This window comes from Pseudomonas sp. FP1740 (assembly GCF_030687165.1).
In the GTDB taxonomy this organism is placed as follows: Bacteria; Pseudomonadota; Gammaproteobacteria; order Pseudomonadales; family Pseudomonadaceae; genus Aquipseudomonas.
Map to the genome: position 1 here is coordinate 5,799,442 of NZ_CP117461.1, position 14,654 is coordinate 5,814,095.

At 61.2% G+C, this 14,654-nt stretch carries 14 protein-coding genes; 6 read left to right on the forward strand and 8 right to left on the reverse strand.

Annotated elements, in window-relative coordinates; all coding sequences use genetic code 11:
* Nucleotides 1-15 precede the first annotated feature (15 nt).
* The 3 genes from PSH69_RS26055 to PSH69_RS26065 form a co-directional block, all read right to left on the reverse strand.
* Nucleotides 16-627, reverse strand: coding sequence for a PolC-type DNA polymerase III (locus PSH69_RS26055; protein WP_018925784.1), 612 nt, complete (start codon nucleotides 625-627; stop codon nucleotides 16-18).
* 22 nt (nucleotides 628-649) lie between these two features.
* Complete coding sequence (locus PSH69_RS26060; RefSeq protein WP_018925783.1) at nucleotides 650-1,129, reverse strand: NYN domain-containing protein; 480 nt, start codon at nucleotides 1,127-1,129, stop codon at nucleotides 650-652.
* A gap of 159 nt (nucleotides 1,130-1,288) precedes the next feature.
* Nucleotides 1,289-2,062 (reverse strand): DUF2076 domain-containing protein, encoded by a 774-nt coding sequence (locus PSH69_RS26065; protein ID WP_305410231.1) that lies wholly within the window; start codon nucleotides 2,060-2,062, stop codon nucleotides 1,289-1,291.
* Nucleotides 2,063-2,239: 177 nt separating this feature from the next.
* Between PSH69_RS26065 and PSH69_RS26070 the strand changes: the two genes are divergently transcribed.
* The gene (locus tag PSH69_RS26070; RefSeq protein WP_305410232.1) at nucleotides 2,240-2,914 is read left to right on the forward strand and encodes a YciC family protein; all 675 of its coding nucleotides are present in this window, start codon (nucleotides 2,240-2,242) and stop codon (nucleotides 2,912-2,914) included.
* Nucleotides 2,915-2,988: 74 nt separating this feature from the next.
* Nucleotides 2,989-4,068 (forward strand): endonuclease/exonuclease/phosphatase family protein, encoded by a 1,080-nt coding sequence (locus PSH69_RS26075; protein ID WP_305410233.1) that lies wholly within the window; start codon nucleotides 2,989-2,991, stop codon nucleotides 4,066-4,068.
* 149 nt (nucleotides 4,069-4,217) lie between these two features.
* Here PSH69_RS26075 and hrpB read toward each other — a convergent pair whose 3' ends face one another.
* Nucleotides 4,218-6,734 carry an ATP-dependent helicase HrpB gene (gene hrpB, locus PSH69_RS26080; protein WP_305410234.1) on the reverse strand — a complete coding sequence of 839 codons (2,517 nt, stop codon included), beginning with the start codon at nucleotides 6,732-6,734 and terminating at the stop codon, nucleotides 4,218-4,220.
* Between the two features lie 97 nt (nucleotides 6,735-6,831).
* Here hrpB and PSH69_RS26085 point away from each other — a divergent pair, with 97 nt between their 5' ends.
* Both PSH69_RS26085 and PSH69_RS26090 read left to right on the forward strand, forming a co-directional pair.
* Nucleotides 6,832-7,251 (forward strand): polyribonucleotide nucleotidyltransferase, encoded by a 420-nt coding sequence (locus tag PSH69_RS26085; RefSeq protein ID WP_305410235.1) that lies wholly within the window; start codon nucleotides 6,832-6,834, stop codon nucleotides 7,249-7,251.
* Between the two features lie 29 nt (nucleotides 7,252-7,280).
* Nucleotides 7,281-8,177, forward strand: a complete 897-nt coding sequence (locus PSH69_RS26090) for a cation diffusion facilitator family transporter (RefSeq protein ID WP_305410236.1) — start codon at nucleotides 7,281-7,283, stop codon at nucleotides 8,175-8,177.
* Here PSH69_RS26090 and PSH69_RS26095 read toward each other — a convergent pair.
* Nucleotides 8,171-9,268 (reverse strand): DUF6515 family protein, encoded by a 1,098-nt coding sequence (locus PSH69_RS26095; RefSeq protein ID WP_305410237.1) that lies wholly within the window; start codon nucleotides 9,266-9,268, stop codon nucleotides 8,171-8,173. The genes PSH69_RS26090 and PSH69_RS26095 overlap by 7 nt on opposite strands.
* A 448-nt stretch (nucleotides 9,269-9,716) precedes the next feature.
* Here PSH69_RS26095 and PSH69_RS26100 point away from each other — a divergent pair, with 448 nt between their 5' ends.
* Nucleotides 9,717-10,196 carry an Lrp/AsnC family transcriptional regulator gene (locus tag PSH69_RS26100; RefSeq protein WP_007937367.1) on the forward strand — a complete coding sequence of 160 codons (480 nt, stop codon included), beginning with the start codon at nucleotides 9,717-9,719 and terminating at the stop codon, nucleotides 10,194-10,196.
* 242 nt (nucleotides 10,197-10,438) lie between these two features.
* Nucleotides 10,439-10,648 carry a DUF2788 domain-containing protein gene (locus PSH69_RS26105; RefSeq protein WP_007937369.1) on the forward strand — a complete coding sequence of 70 codons (210 nt, stop codon included), beginning with the start codon at nucleotides 10,439-10,441 and terminating at the stop codon, nucleotides 10,646-10,648.
* Here the strand turns inward: PSH69_RS26105 and PSH69_RS26110 are convergent.
* The 3 genes from PSH69_RS26110 to PSH69_RS26120 form a co-directional block, all read right to left on the reverse strand.
* Entirely contained in the window at nucleotides 10,643-11,209 is a 567-nt protein-coding gene (locus PSH69_RS26110) for a pseudouridine synthase (RefSeq protein ID WP_167331180.1), read from the reverse strand. The genes PSH69_RS26105 and PSH69_RS26110 overlap by 6 nt on opposite strands.
* A gap of 146 nt (nucleotides 11,210-11,355) precedes the next feature.
* On the reverse strand, nucleotides 11,356-12,855 hold the full coding sequence (amn, locus tag PSH69_RS26115; RefSeq protein ID WP_305410238.1) for an AMP nucleosidase: 1,500 nt from the start codon (nucleotides 12,853-12,855) through the stop codon (nucleotides 11,356-11,358).
* A gap of 118 nt (nucleotides 12,856-12,973) precedes the next feature.
* A complete protein-coding gene (locus tag PSH69_RS26120; RefSeq protein WP_305410239.1) occupies nucleotides 12,974-14,623 on the reverse strand; it encodes an acyl-CoA dehydrogenase family protein in 1,650 nt (549 codons plus the stop codon).
* Nucleotides 14,624-14,654 lie beyond the last annotated feature (31 nt).

Genomic DNA, 14,654 nt, shown 5'->3' on the forward strand with positions numbered 1-14,654 from the left:
TCCAGGGGGCTTCTGTCAGAACCCGCGATACCGCTTCAAATGCTCATTGATCTTCGCCGCCGGCACTTTCTGCAGGCTGCACAACAGATCATGGGACAACTCGCGCAACCCATGCTTTTGCCGCAACTCTTGCGCCAGATGCGCCGTCAGGTTGGCGGCCATTTCCGCATCGGCCATGGCCCGGTGAGCCTTGCCGGTATTGGGCAGGCTGGCGAAGGTGGTGAGGGTGCCGAGTTTGTGGTTCGGCGCGGCGGGCATCAGGCGGCGGGCGAGTAACAGCGAGCAGGCAAAGTTCTGCAAGCGTGTACGTTTGATTCGCCCGAGCTCGTAGTCCCAGAACTTCTGGTCGAACGCAGCGTTGTGCGCCAGCAGCGGCGTGATGCCGACGAATTCGTTGACCTCGTTCATCACCTGCTCGGCCGAGGGTGCGGTGCGCAGCATGGCGTTGCTGATGCCGGTCAGTTGTTCGATGAACGCCGGCACCCGCACGCCGGCATTCATCAGGCTTTGGTAACGCTCGACGATGCGCCCCTGTTCAAGAATCACCACGGCAATTTCCGTGGCCCGGCAGCTGCTGCTCGGGGAGATTCCGGTGGTTTCAAAGTCGATGACTGCTATGCGTTCCAAACCTGTTTCAACTCCTTAAAAATCAATTCTTGAGCAGCAACGCGCCTTCGATCGGCACATAACGACTGGCGGCACGGATCAGCGAATTGGCCGTAAGGCCCGGCACGCCATAGGCCACAGCCTGCACGCCGTGCTTGGCAATGATGCGCTCCAGCAGCATGTCGAAATCACCATCACCGGAAGCCAGCACCACTTCGTCGACATGGTCGGCGGCGTCCATGATGTCGAGGGTGATGCCCACGTCCCAGTCGCCTTTGGCCGAACCGTCGCTGCGCTGGATGTAGGGCTTGAGCTTCACGACGAAGCCAAGGTTGCGCAGGATCTGCTGGAACTGCTGCTGTTTGCTGTCGCCACGATCGATCGCATAGGCGTAGGCCTCGACGATCTGCCCCTGCTTGCTGACGTCAGCCCACAAAGCGGCATAGTTGAAGTGGCAACCATAGGCCTGACGCACGGTGTAGTAGAGGTTCTGGACATCGGCGAACACTGCGATTTTTTTCACCGTACATCCTCTCAGCGCGTTGGCGCGCGGGGTCTTGGCGCACAGGCGCGCAGGCAGGATCAGGCTCCAGGCCCGAAAAGTCGCCCAGTATGCCAGCCCGAAGGATTGTTCCGCGAACAATCGGCCCGGAGCGCCATGGCGCTCCGGACGAATGGCAGGTCAGATGAAGGAGTCGTCGTCATCGCCGCCAAAGAACGATGAACTTCCATCGTCGTAATCCGTGTCGACGAAACCGCCCTGATCGCTGGAGTTGTCAGCCACGCGCTGATCATTGCCCCAACCGCTGCTATCGCTCTGATCGTTGACCTTGGCCGGTTCTTCCTTAATGACTTCAACCACTTCCGGCTGCTGATTGTGATGGAACAGGCTACTGATGCCTTGCGCCAGCATCACGCCACCGGCCACACCTGCTGCCGTTTTCAACGCACCGCCGAGGAAACCGCTGCCGACAGGCTGTTGCGGTGCGTAATTCTGCTGAGGTGGCGCTCCGTAATTCTGCTGAGCAGGCGGTGCACCGAAGTTTTGCTGCGGCTGCGAGTTGAACGACGGCCGTCCTGGTTCACGCCAGCCACCATTCGAGGGGGCTGCGCTTTGAGTCGGTGCAGGCTGCGGGTCACGGGAAGCGCCGCCGAAAATGCTCGACAAAAAGCCGCCACTTGGCACCGGCGCCGCTGTCTGCGCCTTGGCCTGTTGCAGTTCGGCCTGCAATTGCTGCACTTGCTGGGTGAGTTGCTTGTTCTGTTCGTCGAGGCTCTTGATGGCTGCCTCTTGCACCAGAATCGCCTGGGTCATGAAATAGCCCGCCGCTGGCTGGCGAGTCAGGTGTTCCTTGATCCGCGCCTCGGCCTGGGCGTCGCGCGGGGCTGAGTCCGTTTCGGCCTGTTGCAGCCGGGAAAACAGTCCATCGATCAGGGTTTGTTCTTCGCTGTTCATGGCGACCTCGTAGATTGCCGGGAATATCAGTGCCCTCACCCACAGTGGATAAGGTGCTCACCAGTAATGGGGCTGATACAGGATGTTTCAATGACCTTTACCGAACGTTTACGTTTGCGCCCCGAAGGGGTTGATCGGTTAAAGTGAGGCACTGCTTTCAACCTGCGATACCGACTGATGAATTCGTTCGATGTACTGCGTGACTCTCTGTATTTCTTCAAGCGCAACCTGGGCCAGATTGTGCAGCTATGCCTGCCGCTGGTGATTGTCGAGGCGCTGCTGCAACAAGTGGTCGACAGCTCCACCGGGCCGGACAGTTTCGCCGGCATCAGTGTGATTGTCGGCTTGCTGGTGTATCCGCTGTACACCGCAGCGCTGATCCTGTTCCTCGATGCCCGCAGCCGAGGCGAATCGCCGCGTACCCGTGACCTGTTGGCAGCCGCTGCGACCCTGTGGCCGCGCTTCGCCGTGCTGACCGCCCTCAATACGTTGCTGATCCTGATCGGCCTGTCGCTGTATTTCCTGCCGGGCATCTGGCTGATGGTGACGCTGGCGTTCGGCGAGTACCTGTTGGTGCTGCGCGGCCTGGCACCGCTGGCGGCGATGAAGGAAAGCCTGCGCCTGACCCGCGGGCATTTCATACGCATTCTGGTGTGCATTCTGTGCGTGATGGGCCCGCTGTGGGTGCTCAAGGGAGCGACGCTGGCGGTTTACCCTGACCCGCAGAACCCGGTGATCTCGCTGCTGATCGACAGCGCCCACAGCTTCCTGCAGCTGTTCACCAGCGTGGTGCTGTTCCGTTTGTTCATGCTGATCGCCGACGCACCCGAGAAATCTGATGAGCGGCTCTGACCGCTCTACCCTTGGGCTTTGGCGCTGCTCTCGGTTATGCTCGGGGTCAATCTTGTAACGCGATAAGCCGAGCGATGCCCCGTCTACTGCGCTACACCCTGCTGGGCCTGCTGATTGCCATCAGCCTGATTGCAATGCTGATCTACAGCCTGACCTGGCGCCCCGACGCCAAGGAAGCGCTGCCGGTCAGTTGCAACGCCCAGGCGCCGACGCTGGTGCCCGGTCAGGCGTTGAAGGTGATGACCTGGAACGTCCAGTATCTGGCCGGCAAGCGCTACGTGTTCTGGAGCGACCTGGCCGCAGGAGACGACGAATCCCCTACACCTGAAGACATGGCCTTCAGCCTCGACGAAGTGGCGCGGGTGATTCGCGACGAGCAACCAGACATCGTGCTGTTGCAGGAACTCGATGACGGCGCCAAGGCCAGCGACTACCAGAACCAGTTCAAATTACTTCAGGATCGGGTCACCGACCTGTATCCGTGCACCACTCAGGCCTTCGACTGGAAAGCCGACTTCGTACCTGAGCCGCACATTTTCGGCAGCGTTGGCCGGCAATTGGCGACCCTGAGCCGCTACCGGATCGAACACGCCGAACGCCTGCAATTGCCGGTCGCGCCGGCCAATGTCATCAGCCGTCAGTTCAAGCCGAAAGACGCCTTGCTGGTCACGTACCTGGCATTGAACGACGGTGGCCAGATGGCCGTGCTCAACACCCATCTGGACCGTGCCACCCAGACCGACGATACCTTGCAAACCCAGGTGACCGCCGTGGCCAAGGTGCTCGACAAGTTCGAAAGCCGCGGCACGCCGTGGTTGATCGGTGGAGATTTCAACCTGTTGCCGCTGGGCCAGTATCAACGCCTGCCCGCCGAGCAACGCACGCCCTACTCTGCCGACAGCGCGCTGCATGTGCTGTGGGACAAATACCCGATGATCCCCACCAACAACGAAGCCAGCGGTATCGACCGGGCGCATTGGTTGACCCATTACCCGAATGATCCCGGCTTGAACGGGCCGGACCGGACCGTCGACTACCTGTTTTACAGCCCGCGCATCAAACGGGTCGAAGCGCGGGTGCGGCAGGACGATACGTTGCGCATTTCCGATCATTTGCCGGTGATTGCGCGGTTTCTGTTGCCGGTCGCGCCGTAAAACACCTGTGGCGAGGGAGCTTGCTCCCGCTCGACTGCGCAGCGGTCGTAAACCGATTGACGCTACGCACCTGAAAAATGATGTGACAGAATTTGGGGCTGCTTTGCAGCCCAACGGGAGCAAGCTCCCTCGCCACAAAAATCCGTGCGCTACTTACGAGGCTTAACCCGCGCCGTCGCCTCGGCCACCAGCGGATCATCCGGCCAGTAGTGCTTCGGATACCGCCCCTTCAAATCCTTCTTCACCTCGGCATAGGTGCTGCGCCAGAAGTTCGCCAGGTCCTGCGTCACCTGCACTGGCCGCCGCGCCGGGGACAACAGATGCAGTTTCACCACTTGCCGGCCGCCGGCAATCCGCGGGGTCTCGGCCAGGCCGAACAACTCCTGCAACCGCACCGCCAGAATCGGCGGCTGCTCGCTGTAATCCAGACGAATCGATGAACCCGACGGCACGCTCAAATGATGCGGCGCCAGCTCTTCGAGCCGTTGCGGCAACGGCCACGGCAGCAAGTTGTGAACGATGCTCGACAGGTCCAGATTGGCGAAGTGACTGAGCCGCGAGACTTTCCCCAGATAGGGCATCAGCCAGTGTTCGAGGCTTTTGAGCAATGTTGCGTCGCTGACATCCGGCCATTCGCTCTCGCCTTTACCCGCGAGATCCAACTGCCGCAACAACGCCACCCGCGCCTGCCACTGACGCAGCTCTGGCGTCCAGGGCAACAGCTCCAGACCTTTGCGCCGCACCAGATTCACCAACGCCTGACTGCGAGCACTTTCATCGAGCCCGGTCAGCGGTTCGCGGCTGAGGATCAACTCGCCGACCTTGCGCTGACGCTCGGCCCGCAGCACACCTTCGCGCTCATCCCAATCCAGTTGATCGACGCACCGCACCTGTTCGGCCAGCACGGAGTCGAACAGCGCCGGATCAAAATCCGTCGCCAGATAAATCCGTTCTTCACGCTGGCCCTGACGACTGCCCAGATCGGCGATCACCAGCCACGGTTGTTTCATCAAACTGTCGGCTTCGGCGAACAGTGCTGCGCGACCGTTGGCCAGGCGATATTCAGCGCCACCGGCCCGCCGCTGTTGAGCGACCCGATCAGGATAAGCCAATGCCAGCAACGCACCGAGCCAGCGCGGATGTTCGGGATCGCTGACCGGCTCCGACGCTTTGCCACGCAAATAACCGCGATACTGCCGCGCCAGTTGCCGGGCCCGTTGAACACCGCCCTGCGCACCGCGAGCGGCCCGTTCTTCACCGGACAGCAGCACCAGTCGGCTGTGCAGGTCCGCACCAGCGCCACGCAAGATATCCCGCTCCCCGAGCAGTGCGGCGACATCGCAAGCCATGTCGGCCAGACCGAGCGCCTGGCCACGCAACAGCAAATGGGCGATCCGTGGATGGGCCGGCAGTTCGGCCATGGCCTGACCATGACGGGTCAGCGCTTCTCCCTCCAGCGCACCCAAACGCTCAAGCAGATCCTGGGCCTGTGCATAAGCCGCTGCCGGAGGCACATCGAGCCAAACCAACTGCCCCGGCGTCACGCCCCAACGACCGAGTTGCAAGGCCAGCCCGGCAAGGTCCGCCGAGAGTATTTCCGCACTGGCGTAAGCCGCCAGTTGCTCGTGCTGATCCTGCGACCACAAGCGATAACACACACCGGGCTCCAAACGCCCGGCCCGACCTGCACGCTGCGTTGCACTGGCTTTGGAGATCCGTTGGGTATCCAGGCGAGTCATGCCGCTGCCGGGGTCGAAACGCGGCACGCGCGCCAACCCGGCATCGATCACCACGCGCACGCCATTGATGGTCAGGCTGGTTTCGGCGATGTTGGTGGCCAGCACCACTTTGCGCTTGCCCGCAGGCGCCGGATCAATCGCCGCCCGCTGCGCCGCCAGGTCCAGTTCGCCGTGCAACGGGCACAGCAACACCGGCGTGCCCTCGCCCAAGGCATCGGCCAATTGTTGATGCACCCGCCGAATTTCCGCCTGCCCCGGCAGGAACACCAGCAGGCTGCCGGTTTCATCGTTCAGCGCGTCGAGGATGGTCTGCACCACCTTTGGCTCGATGAACTCACCGGGCTGAAACGGCCGGCCCCAGCGCATCGTCACCGGGTACATGCGACCTTCGCTGCGCAGGATTGGCGCGTCATCCAGCAACCCGGCCAGGCGTTCGCCTTCCAGGGTTGCCGACATCAAGAGGATTTTCAGCGGTTGATCGTCGCGGAACAGCTCCCGGCCATTCAGGCTCAGGGCCAGCGCCAGGTCGGCATCGAGGCTGCGCTCGTGGAATTCATCGAAAATCAGTAAGCCCACGCCTTCCAGCGCCGGGTCATCCTGCAGGCGCCGGGTGAGGATGCCTTCGGTGACCACTTCGATGCGGGTATTGGGGCCGACCTTGCTGTCGAGACGAATACGATAGCCCACGGTTTCGCCGACCTTCTCGCCCAATTCACTGGCCAAGCGCTCCGCCGCCGCCCGCGCTGCCAACCGGCGCGGTTCGAGCATTAGAATGGTCTGCCCGGCCAGCCACGGCTCATCGAGCAAGGCCAACGGTACCCGGGTGGTTTTACCGGCACCGGGCGGTGCTTCGAGCACGGCTTCGTGGCGTGTAGCGAGGGCTTCACGCAGGGCGGGTAAAACTTCATCAATTGGCAAAGAAATCATGCTGGCTCCCAAACAGAGCGGCGAGTATAACGGCGTTCAGCGCGGTCCTAATTCATATCGACGATGCTTCGTTCCCAGATAATCCAGGAGATTTCAAATGCGTGCTCCCTTTCGCTTGATCGGCGGTGTATTGATCGCATCCTTGCTGACCCAGGTGACCGCCTGCGGTTCGATTTTCTACCCGGATCGTCGCGGCCAGATCGACGGCAAGATCGACCCGGCCATTGCCGCGCTGGATGCCGTGGGTCTGCTGTTCTATATCATCCCCGGCCTGATCGCCTTTGCAGTGGACTTCACCACGGGTGCCATTTACTTCGAGCCCGGCCGGACCGCCCAGGTGGCCCCGGAAAAACTCAAGGAAGCCATCGGCGCCGACGGCAAGGTCGATAACCACAAGTTGCAGACTATTCTCGAAAGTGAACTGGGCCGCAGCTTCCCGCTGGACGATCCGCGTCTGATCCAGCACAAGGGCAGCGCCCAGCAACTGGCTATGTTCGGCCTGCAACCGGCTGCATAATTCGTGCATTTGAAGGAACCACAGCACTGATGACTACCCCTACCGACCACGCCCGCCTGCTGCGGCTGGCGACGCGCGCCTCGGTGGCGGTCGCGTGCATATTGATCATCGCCAAAGCCATCGCCTGGTGGCTGAGCGGCTCGGTGAGCATGCTCGCCGGGTTGACCGACTCCGCCCTCGACGGCATTAGCTCGCTGCTCAACCTGATGGCCGTGCATTACGCCTTGCGCCCGGCCGACGATGATCATCGATATGGGCACGGCAAAGCCGAATCACTGGCGGGCATGGCTCAGGCGCTGTTCATTGGCGGCAGTGCGGTGCTGATTGCCTTGCAGGCGATCGAACGGTTGAAACATCCGGAACCGATAGGCGCAGCGTGGCTCAGTATCGGGGTGATTGTGTTCTCCCTTGTCCTGACCGTGGCCCTGCTGATGTTGCAGCACCGGGTAATCAAGGCAACCGGTTCCAGCGCGGTGAGCGCCGACTCCTTGCATTACCGCTCGGACCTGCTGCTCAACGGCGGCATTCTCGTAGCGCTGGTGCTGGCAGGGTTTGGCTGGCAGCAAGTCGACCCGTGGTTCGGCCTGGGGATCGCTGCTTACATCCTCTGGAGCGCGATTCAAATCGCCCGGGAAAGTTTTGCAGTGCTGATGGATGAAGAATTGCCGACTGATGTCAGCCAGCACATGCTCGAACTGGCCTGCAGCGTACCCGGCGTTCTGGGTGCCCACGACTTGCGCACGCGGATTTCCGGCAACCAGTGGTTCGTGCAATTGCATCTGGAATTGCCGGGAGACTTGACCCTGTCAGTCGCCCACGGCATCAGCGATCAAGCCGCCGATGCGATTCATGCCGTCTACCCGCGAGCCGAAGTGCTGGTGCACGCCGACCCGCAGGAAGCGGTGAAGGCCGCCAGGGCTCAGTAACTCACCTGATAACCGCGACTGCTCAGGCAGTTGCCCTGGGCCTGTCGGTAAGCTTGCACTACCGACGGATCCGGTTGGTAGGTGGCGGTACGTGGATCGAAACCGCTCTGTTGCACGGCCCAGCGATAACATTCATAAGCGTCCCGGCTGACTTCCTCCGGCGACTGGCCGTTGGCCGGGTACGCCAACACGTCATAACCATTGCTCACCGGTGGCGGCTGCACAGGAGGGTCGACCACGACGTAATCCTGAGTGCTCTCCTGGTAGGCGTAATACGCGCCGGCCGCCAGGAACAACAGCGTGCCGCCGATCCACACTTCACGGGCGTAATCGGGCAAATAGCTGACACGAATCCCGCGAGGCGGCTGAACCACCACATAACGCGGGCCTTGCGGGCGATACCAGTAGCCACCGGAATAGAAATAATCCTGGCCACGATACGGCACGCGGAAGTGACGGTCCTCCGGGAAGCGGTCGATCACGTACCCAGGACGATACTGCGGGCCGGGGCCCCAGCCTGTGCCGTGCCCCTCCGGGCGACCGGGCCAGCGACGGTCATCGTGACGCGGCTCCCGCCCCCCGGTCTGCCATGGCTGGTTGTGATTGTTACGCCACGGTTCGTCCTGATAGTAGCCACGCCGCGGTTCCTGGGTCTGGCGCACGGTATCGGGCCGACTCTGGATTGGCAGATTATTACTCGGTTGTTGCGGCGCTCGCTCCTGAACGTTTGGATCGTGTAGCGGACGGTTCTGCCACTGGCCACCCTGAACGCTGGAGTCGTGCGGCGTACGGTTCTGCCACTGGCCGCCCTGATTGTTGGACTCGTGCGGCGCCCGGTTCTGCCACTGGCCACCCTGATTCTGGTCGTGGAGCTCGAACTTGCGACTGTTGTCGCCACGAATGATTTCGGTGTTCTGCGGGCGTGGCTGATTGCTGCCGCCACGGCCCTGGCCCTGTTCATTGCCCCGATGATCAGGCCCATGCTGCCCGCCATCGGGGCCGCGGTTCTGTGGTTCATCGGCAAGCGATTGTGCAGTGACACTCACACACAGCAAACCAACACCGGCCAAACGCCAGATGCGCGATTTCATGCTTTTCCTCACGGCGGATTAGGGCCTGTACGTAAGACTGGGAAAGCGCAGGCCGGTTCTGCAACAGGTTATCAGTCACGTAACTTTTTTATTGAGCGGCTTTTTATTAAGGGCATGCCAAATTGCGGGCAAGAAAAAAGGGAGACCCGTCGGCCTCCCTTTGAGAACTTCGTCCGTGCTCGACGCTTATGACGTCGGCTCACCTCACGCCGTCTTCTGGACAGTGTGTAGCTCGGGGGCCGACGCATCCCCGGTGGGGGTGGCGACCGCAGCTGGCCTGATTGGGCGAGCCGCACTGGACTGTTTGTCCGAGCAGTGATTCTGGTGATAAGAATAGGCCCGGAGCACCGACAGAGGATTGCGAAGATTGCTCAAATAAACATCACTTGCGCAATTTTTAACTCAGGATAGATAATCTGCCGCAATAGTTATGACAAAGGCCTGATTGATGAGCAAACTCGACCGATACGACCTGAGTATTTTGGCGGAATTACAGCGCGACGCGCGCATCTCCAATCAGGAGCTGGCCGAACGCATCGGCCTGTCGCCTTCGCCTTGCTCGCGGCGGGTCAAGCAACTGGAAGACGACGGCTACATCTCCCGCCAGGTCGCCTTGCTGGACCGCAAGATGCTCGGCCTGAGCCTGACCGCCTACGTCCTGATCGGCATGGACCGCCATACTCCCGAGCGTTTCGAGAACTTCGAAGCCGCCATTCGCACGTTACCGCAAGTGCTGGAATGCAGCCTGGTGACCGGGATGGATGCGGATTATCAGCTCAAGGTGGTGGTGCCGGACATGGATCACTATCAGAAGCTGCTGCTGGGGCATCTGACCCGGATTGAAGGGGTGACGAGTGTACGGTCGAGTTTTGTGTTGAACCAGGTGCTCAATAGCACGGAGTTGCCTTTAACTCATTTGCGCAGCTGAGACGCCCCTTCTGACCTGATCGTTCCCACGCTCCGCGTGGGAATGCATCCTGTGACGCTCTGCGTCACGATCTACAGCGGACGCGGAGCGTCCATGGCGGCATTCCCACGCAGAGCGTGGGAACGATCACTGCCCAAGACGACGAATGACTGCGGCACACCGACGCAGGTCAATACCCCGCCAATCCCCCTTGGCGTATACTCCTCCCGCCTTTTTAGCCCCGCCCGCGCTGGAGATGTTCAATGGATCCTGCAGTTTTCGAAGAGTGGATGATGACTGGCCTGGTCAGCATCCTGATCATTTTCATGGGTTTCATCGTCTGGGATCTGGCAAAAAAATCCAAAGCCGGACGCTTCGGCTCGTTCATTCTGTTCTTTGTGCTGGGGTTGGGTGTGGCCGCATTCGTGATCAAAAGCGTGGTCATCGGCCTGATCGAATCCGGCACGCTATAAACGCGCCGGCACTTCCTTCCACTGTCCCTGATCGAGCCCTTCGATCGACCAGTCACCGATTTTGACCCGCACCAGGCGCAACGTCGGCAAGCCGACCGCCGCGGTCATGCGCCGCACCTGACGGTTGCGCCCCTCGCGAATCACCAACTCCAGCCAACTGGTGGGCACGCTTTTGCGAAAACGCACAGGCGGGTTGCGCGGCCACAGCTCAGGCTCATCAAGCTGCCGCGCCTCGGCGGGCAAGGTCATACCATCGTTCAGCTCGACGCCCTCGCGCAAACGCTGCAACTGCTCGGCGGTTGGCTCGCCTTCCACTTGCACCCAGTAAGTCTTGGCCAATTTGTGTTTCGGGTCGGCAATCCGCGCCTGAAGCTGGCCGTCGTTGGTCAGCAGCAACAAGCCTTCGCTGTCGCGGTCCAGCCGTCCTGCCGGGTAAATCCCCGGAATCTCGATAAAGTCCTTGAGCGTCGCCCGCCCTTCGCCGTCGCTGAATTGCGTCAGCACATCGAAAGGTTTGTTGAACAGAATCAGCTTCGGCTCGGCCGGGGGCGCTTTGGCGATACGGCGCGGGGCGGAAGAAGATGACACAGGCTTCACGCCAGGGCGGCGGGAAACGGGACGTTGAGGACGGGACATGGCGAGAAGAACATCTAACGGTCAGGGCTGCTAATGCTAGTGCCCCAACCGTCAAATGACCATGAGAACAATCAGCGGAACGGCGGCTCGTCGAAGCTGCGCAATTTGCGCGAGTGCAGCGAGTTGAGCTCGGTGCGCAACAGATCCACCGCCTCGATGCCGATTTTCAAATGCTGGCTGACCGCGCGTTCATAGAAGGCGTTTGCCGAACCCGGCAGTTTGATTTCACTGTGCAGCGGTTTATCCGATACGCAGAGCAACGTGCCGTACGGCACCCGCAAGCGATAACCCTGGGCCGCAATCGTGCCGCTTTCCATGTCCACCGCCACGGCGCGGGACAGGTTGATCAGCGGACGTTCCTGCGCCCAGCGCAGTTCCCAGTTACGGTCGTCGTAGGTCAGCACGGTGCCGGTGCGCAGGCGCTTCTTCAGTTCATCGCCCTTCTCACCTGTGATATTGGCCGCCGCTTGCTGCAACGCCATCTGCACTTCGGCCAAGGCCGGAATCGGAATGTTCGGTGGCACCACCCGGTCGAGAATCCCGTCGCGACGCATATAAGCGTGTGCCAGCACGTAATCGCCAATGGTCTGCGACTGACGCAAGCCGCCGCAGTGGCCGATCATCAGCCAGCAATGCGGACGCAGTACGGCCAAATGGTCGGTGATGTTCTTGGCGTTGGACGGGCCGACGCCGATGTTCACCAGGGTCACGCCATGGCCGTCGCTGGCGATCAGGTGATAGGCCGGCATCTGGTAACGATGCCAGACCACGCCCGCGGCAATCGCCGAGGCTTCGCCGTGGTCCATACCCTTTTCGATGATCACGTTGCCCGGCAACACCATGCGCACAAAACGCGGGTCTTTGCGCAGTTGTTCCAGGCCATGAACGATGAACTGGTCAACGTAGCGGTGGTAGTTGGTCAGCAGAATCCACGGCTGCACATGCCGCCAGTCGCTGCCGGTGTAGTGCACCAGTCGGCGCAGGGAGAAGTCCACCCGCGCGGCATCGAACAAGGCCAATGGCAGCGGGTCGGTGTTTTCCCAATCGTACAAGCCATCAGCGATGCCATCGGTGGCGGCCGACAGATCCGTACTCGGGAACACCCGCGCCAGTACCGCCGCCGTAACGCCAGAGCCGGCCAGTTCATCGCCCTGCTCGACCACATACGGATAAGGAATGTTTTGCTGGCTGACGCCGACTTCCACGGTCACGGTGAAGTCGTGCATCAACGGAACGAGTTGTTCCAGCAGGTATTTGCGAAAGGCTGCCGGATGAGTGACGGTGACACTGTAGGTCCCCGGCAATTGAACCTTGGCATAAGCGCGAGTGGTTTGTGGGACTTCGCCCTGGCAGAGGTAGGTCAGACGCAACTCGGGATAACGAAACAGGGCACGCTGTTCAGCGTCCGGCTCGACGCGATCCTTGAGATAACGCTTGAGCGCTTGATTCAGCGCGGTGGTTGCACGCTCGTGCAAGACAGCAAGCCGATCAACGGCTTGCTCGGCGGTTTGAACGACAATAAACGCTTCGGTCACGATCAGCTTCCTGTGTTCTGACTTGCAGACCTTCATCTTGCCTGCATCATCGCTTCACGGGAACAGTGAAAAAAGATCGTAGCCTTCGGCAACTCCTACAGAGGGTCGTCGTACACCTGTAAGAGGCTGCCGAAGGCTGCGATCTTTTCGCCCTTCAGAAGCCCTGCGGTGTCGAGCGGGCCACAATCGCTTCCACATCCAGCCCACGTGGCAACGTTCCATACACCCGACCGGCCGAACCGAGGCGGCTGGCGATGAACGCATCACTGACCGCCGCATTACCCGCCTCCAGCAACAGCCTGGCCTGAAGCCCCAAGGCGATGTCTTCGGTGAGCTGGCGGGCGCGGTATTGAATGTCGTCGGTGTCCTTGAACGCCTTCTGCAACTGGCCGATGTGTGTGGCCAGGCGTTTGTCGCCATGGCCATCGCCCAACTCGTTGAACAGCACATCGAGCACGCCCGGTTCTTTCGACAACGCGCGCAACACGTCGAGGCATTGCACGTTGCCGGAACCTTCCCACGTCGAGTTGACCGGTGCCTCACGGTACAGTCGCGGCAAGATGCTTTCTTCGACGTAACCGGCGCCGCCCATGCATTCGGCCGCTTCGTTGATCATCGCGGGCGCGCGTTTGCAGATCCAGTACTTGCCCACTGCCGTCACCAATCGAGCGAATTTCGCTTCGTGGTCGTCATCCAGATGATCCAGCGCTCGCCCCATGCGCAGGCTCAACGCCAGGGCGGCTTCGCTTTCCAGGGCCAGGTCGGCCAGCACGTTTTGCATCAAGGGTTGTTCGCTGAGCAACTTGCCACCGACCCTGCGGTGGGCGCAGTGATGGCTGGCCTGGGTCAGGGCCTGGCGCATCAGCGCGCTGGAGCCGACCATGCAATCAAAACGGGTCATGGCGACCATTTCGATAATGGTCGGAACGCCCCGGCCCTCTTCGCCGACCATCCAGGCCAGGGCGCCACGGAACTCCACCTCGCTGGAGGCGTTGGACCAGTTGCCGAGTTTGTTTTTCAGCCGCTGTATGTAGAACTGATTACGCGTGTCATCCGGGCGATGACGCGGCAGCAGGAAACAGGTCAGCCCTTTGTCGGTCTGGGCCAGGGTCAGGAAGGCGTCACACATTGGCGCCGAGCAGAACCACTTGTGGCCCACCAGCTCATACGCCTGGCCCGGCCCACCGGCCCCCACCGGATACGCCTTGGTGGTGTTGGCCCGCACGTCGGTGCCGCCCTGTTTCTCGGTCATCGCCATGCCGATGGTGACCCCGGCCTTATGGGCCATGCCGACATTGCGCGGGTCGTATTCGGTGGCGAGGATTTTCGGCAGCCATTGCCGGGCCAGATCCGGTTGCAGGCGCATCGCCGGGACGCTGGCGAAAGTCATGGTCAATGGGCAACCGCTACCGGCCTCAGCCTGACTGTGCAAATACGTCATGGACGCGCGAGCCACATGGGCGCCCGGTTGCGGATCGGTCCAGGGCAACCCTGTCAGGCCATGCTCCACCGCCGTGCGCATCAACTGGTGATAAGCCGGGTGAAACTCCACCAGGTCGATGCGATGGCCGTAACGGTCATGGCTGACGAACACGGGTTTGTTTTGATTGGCCGCAAACCCGGCTTCCATCAGCGGCCCGCCGGCCAATGCGCCGTAAGCGTCGATCCGCGACTCGGCCCAACCGGCATCGAACCGCCGCGACCATTCCTGCAAAGGCAGGTCAATGCGATAGAGGTTGGTGCCGTCCAGCGACGGTGGCTGGTTGGTGACTTCGTGGGTTTCGGCGAACTGATGCAGGTTCATGACGGGGCTCCTTTGGTCAGCCAAGGGATTT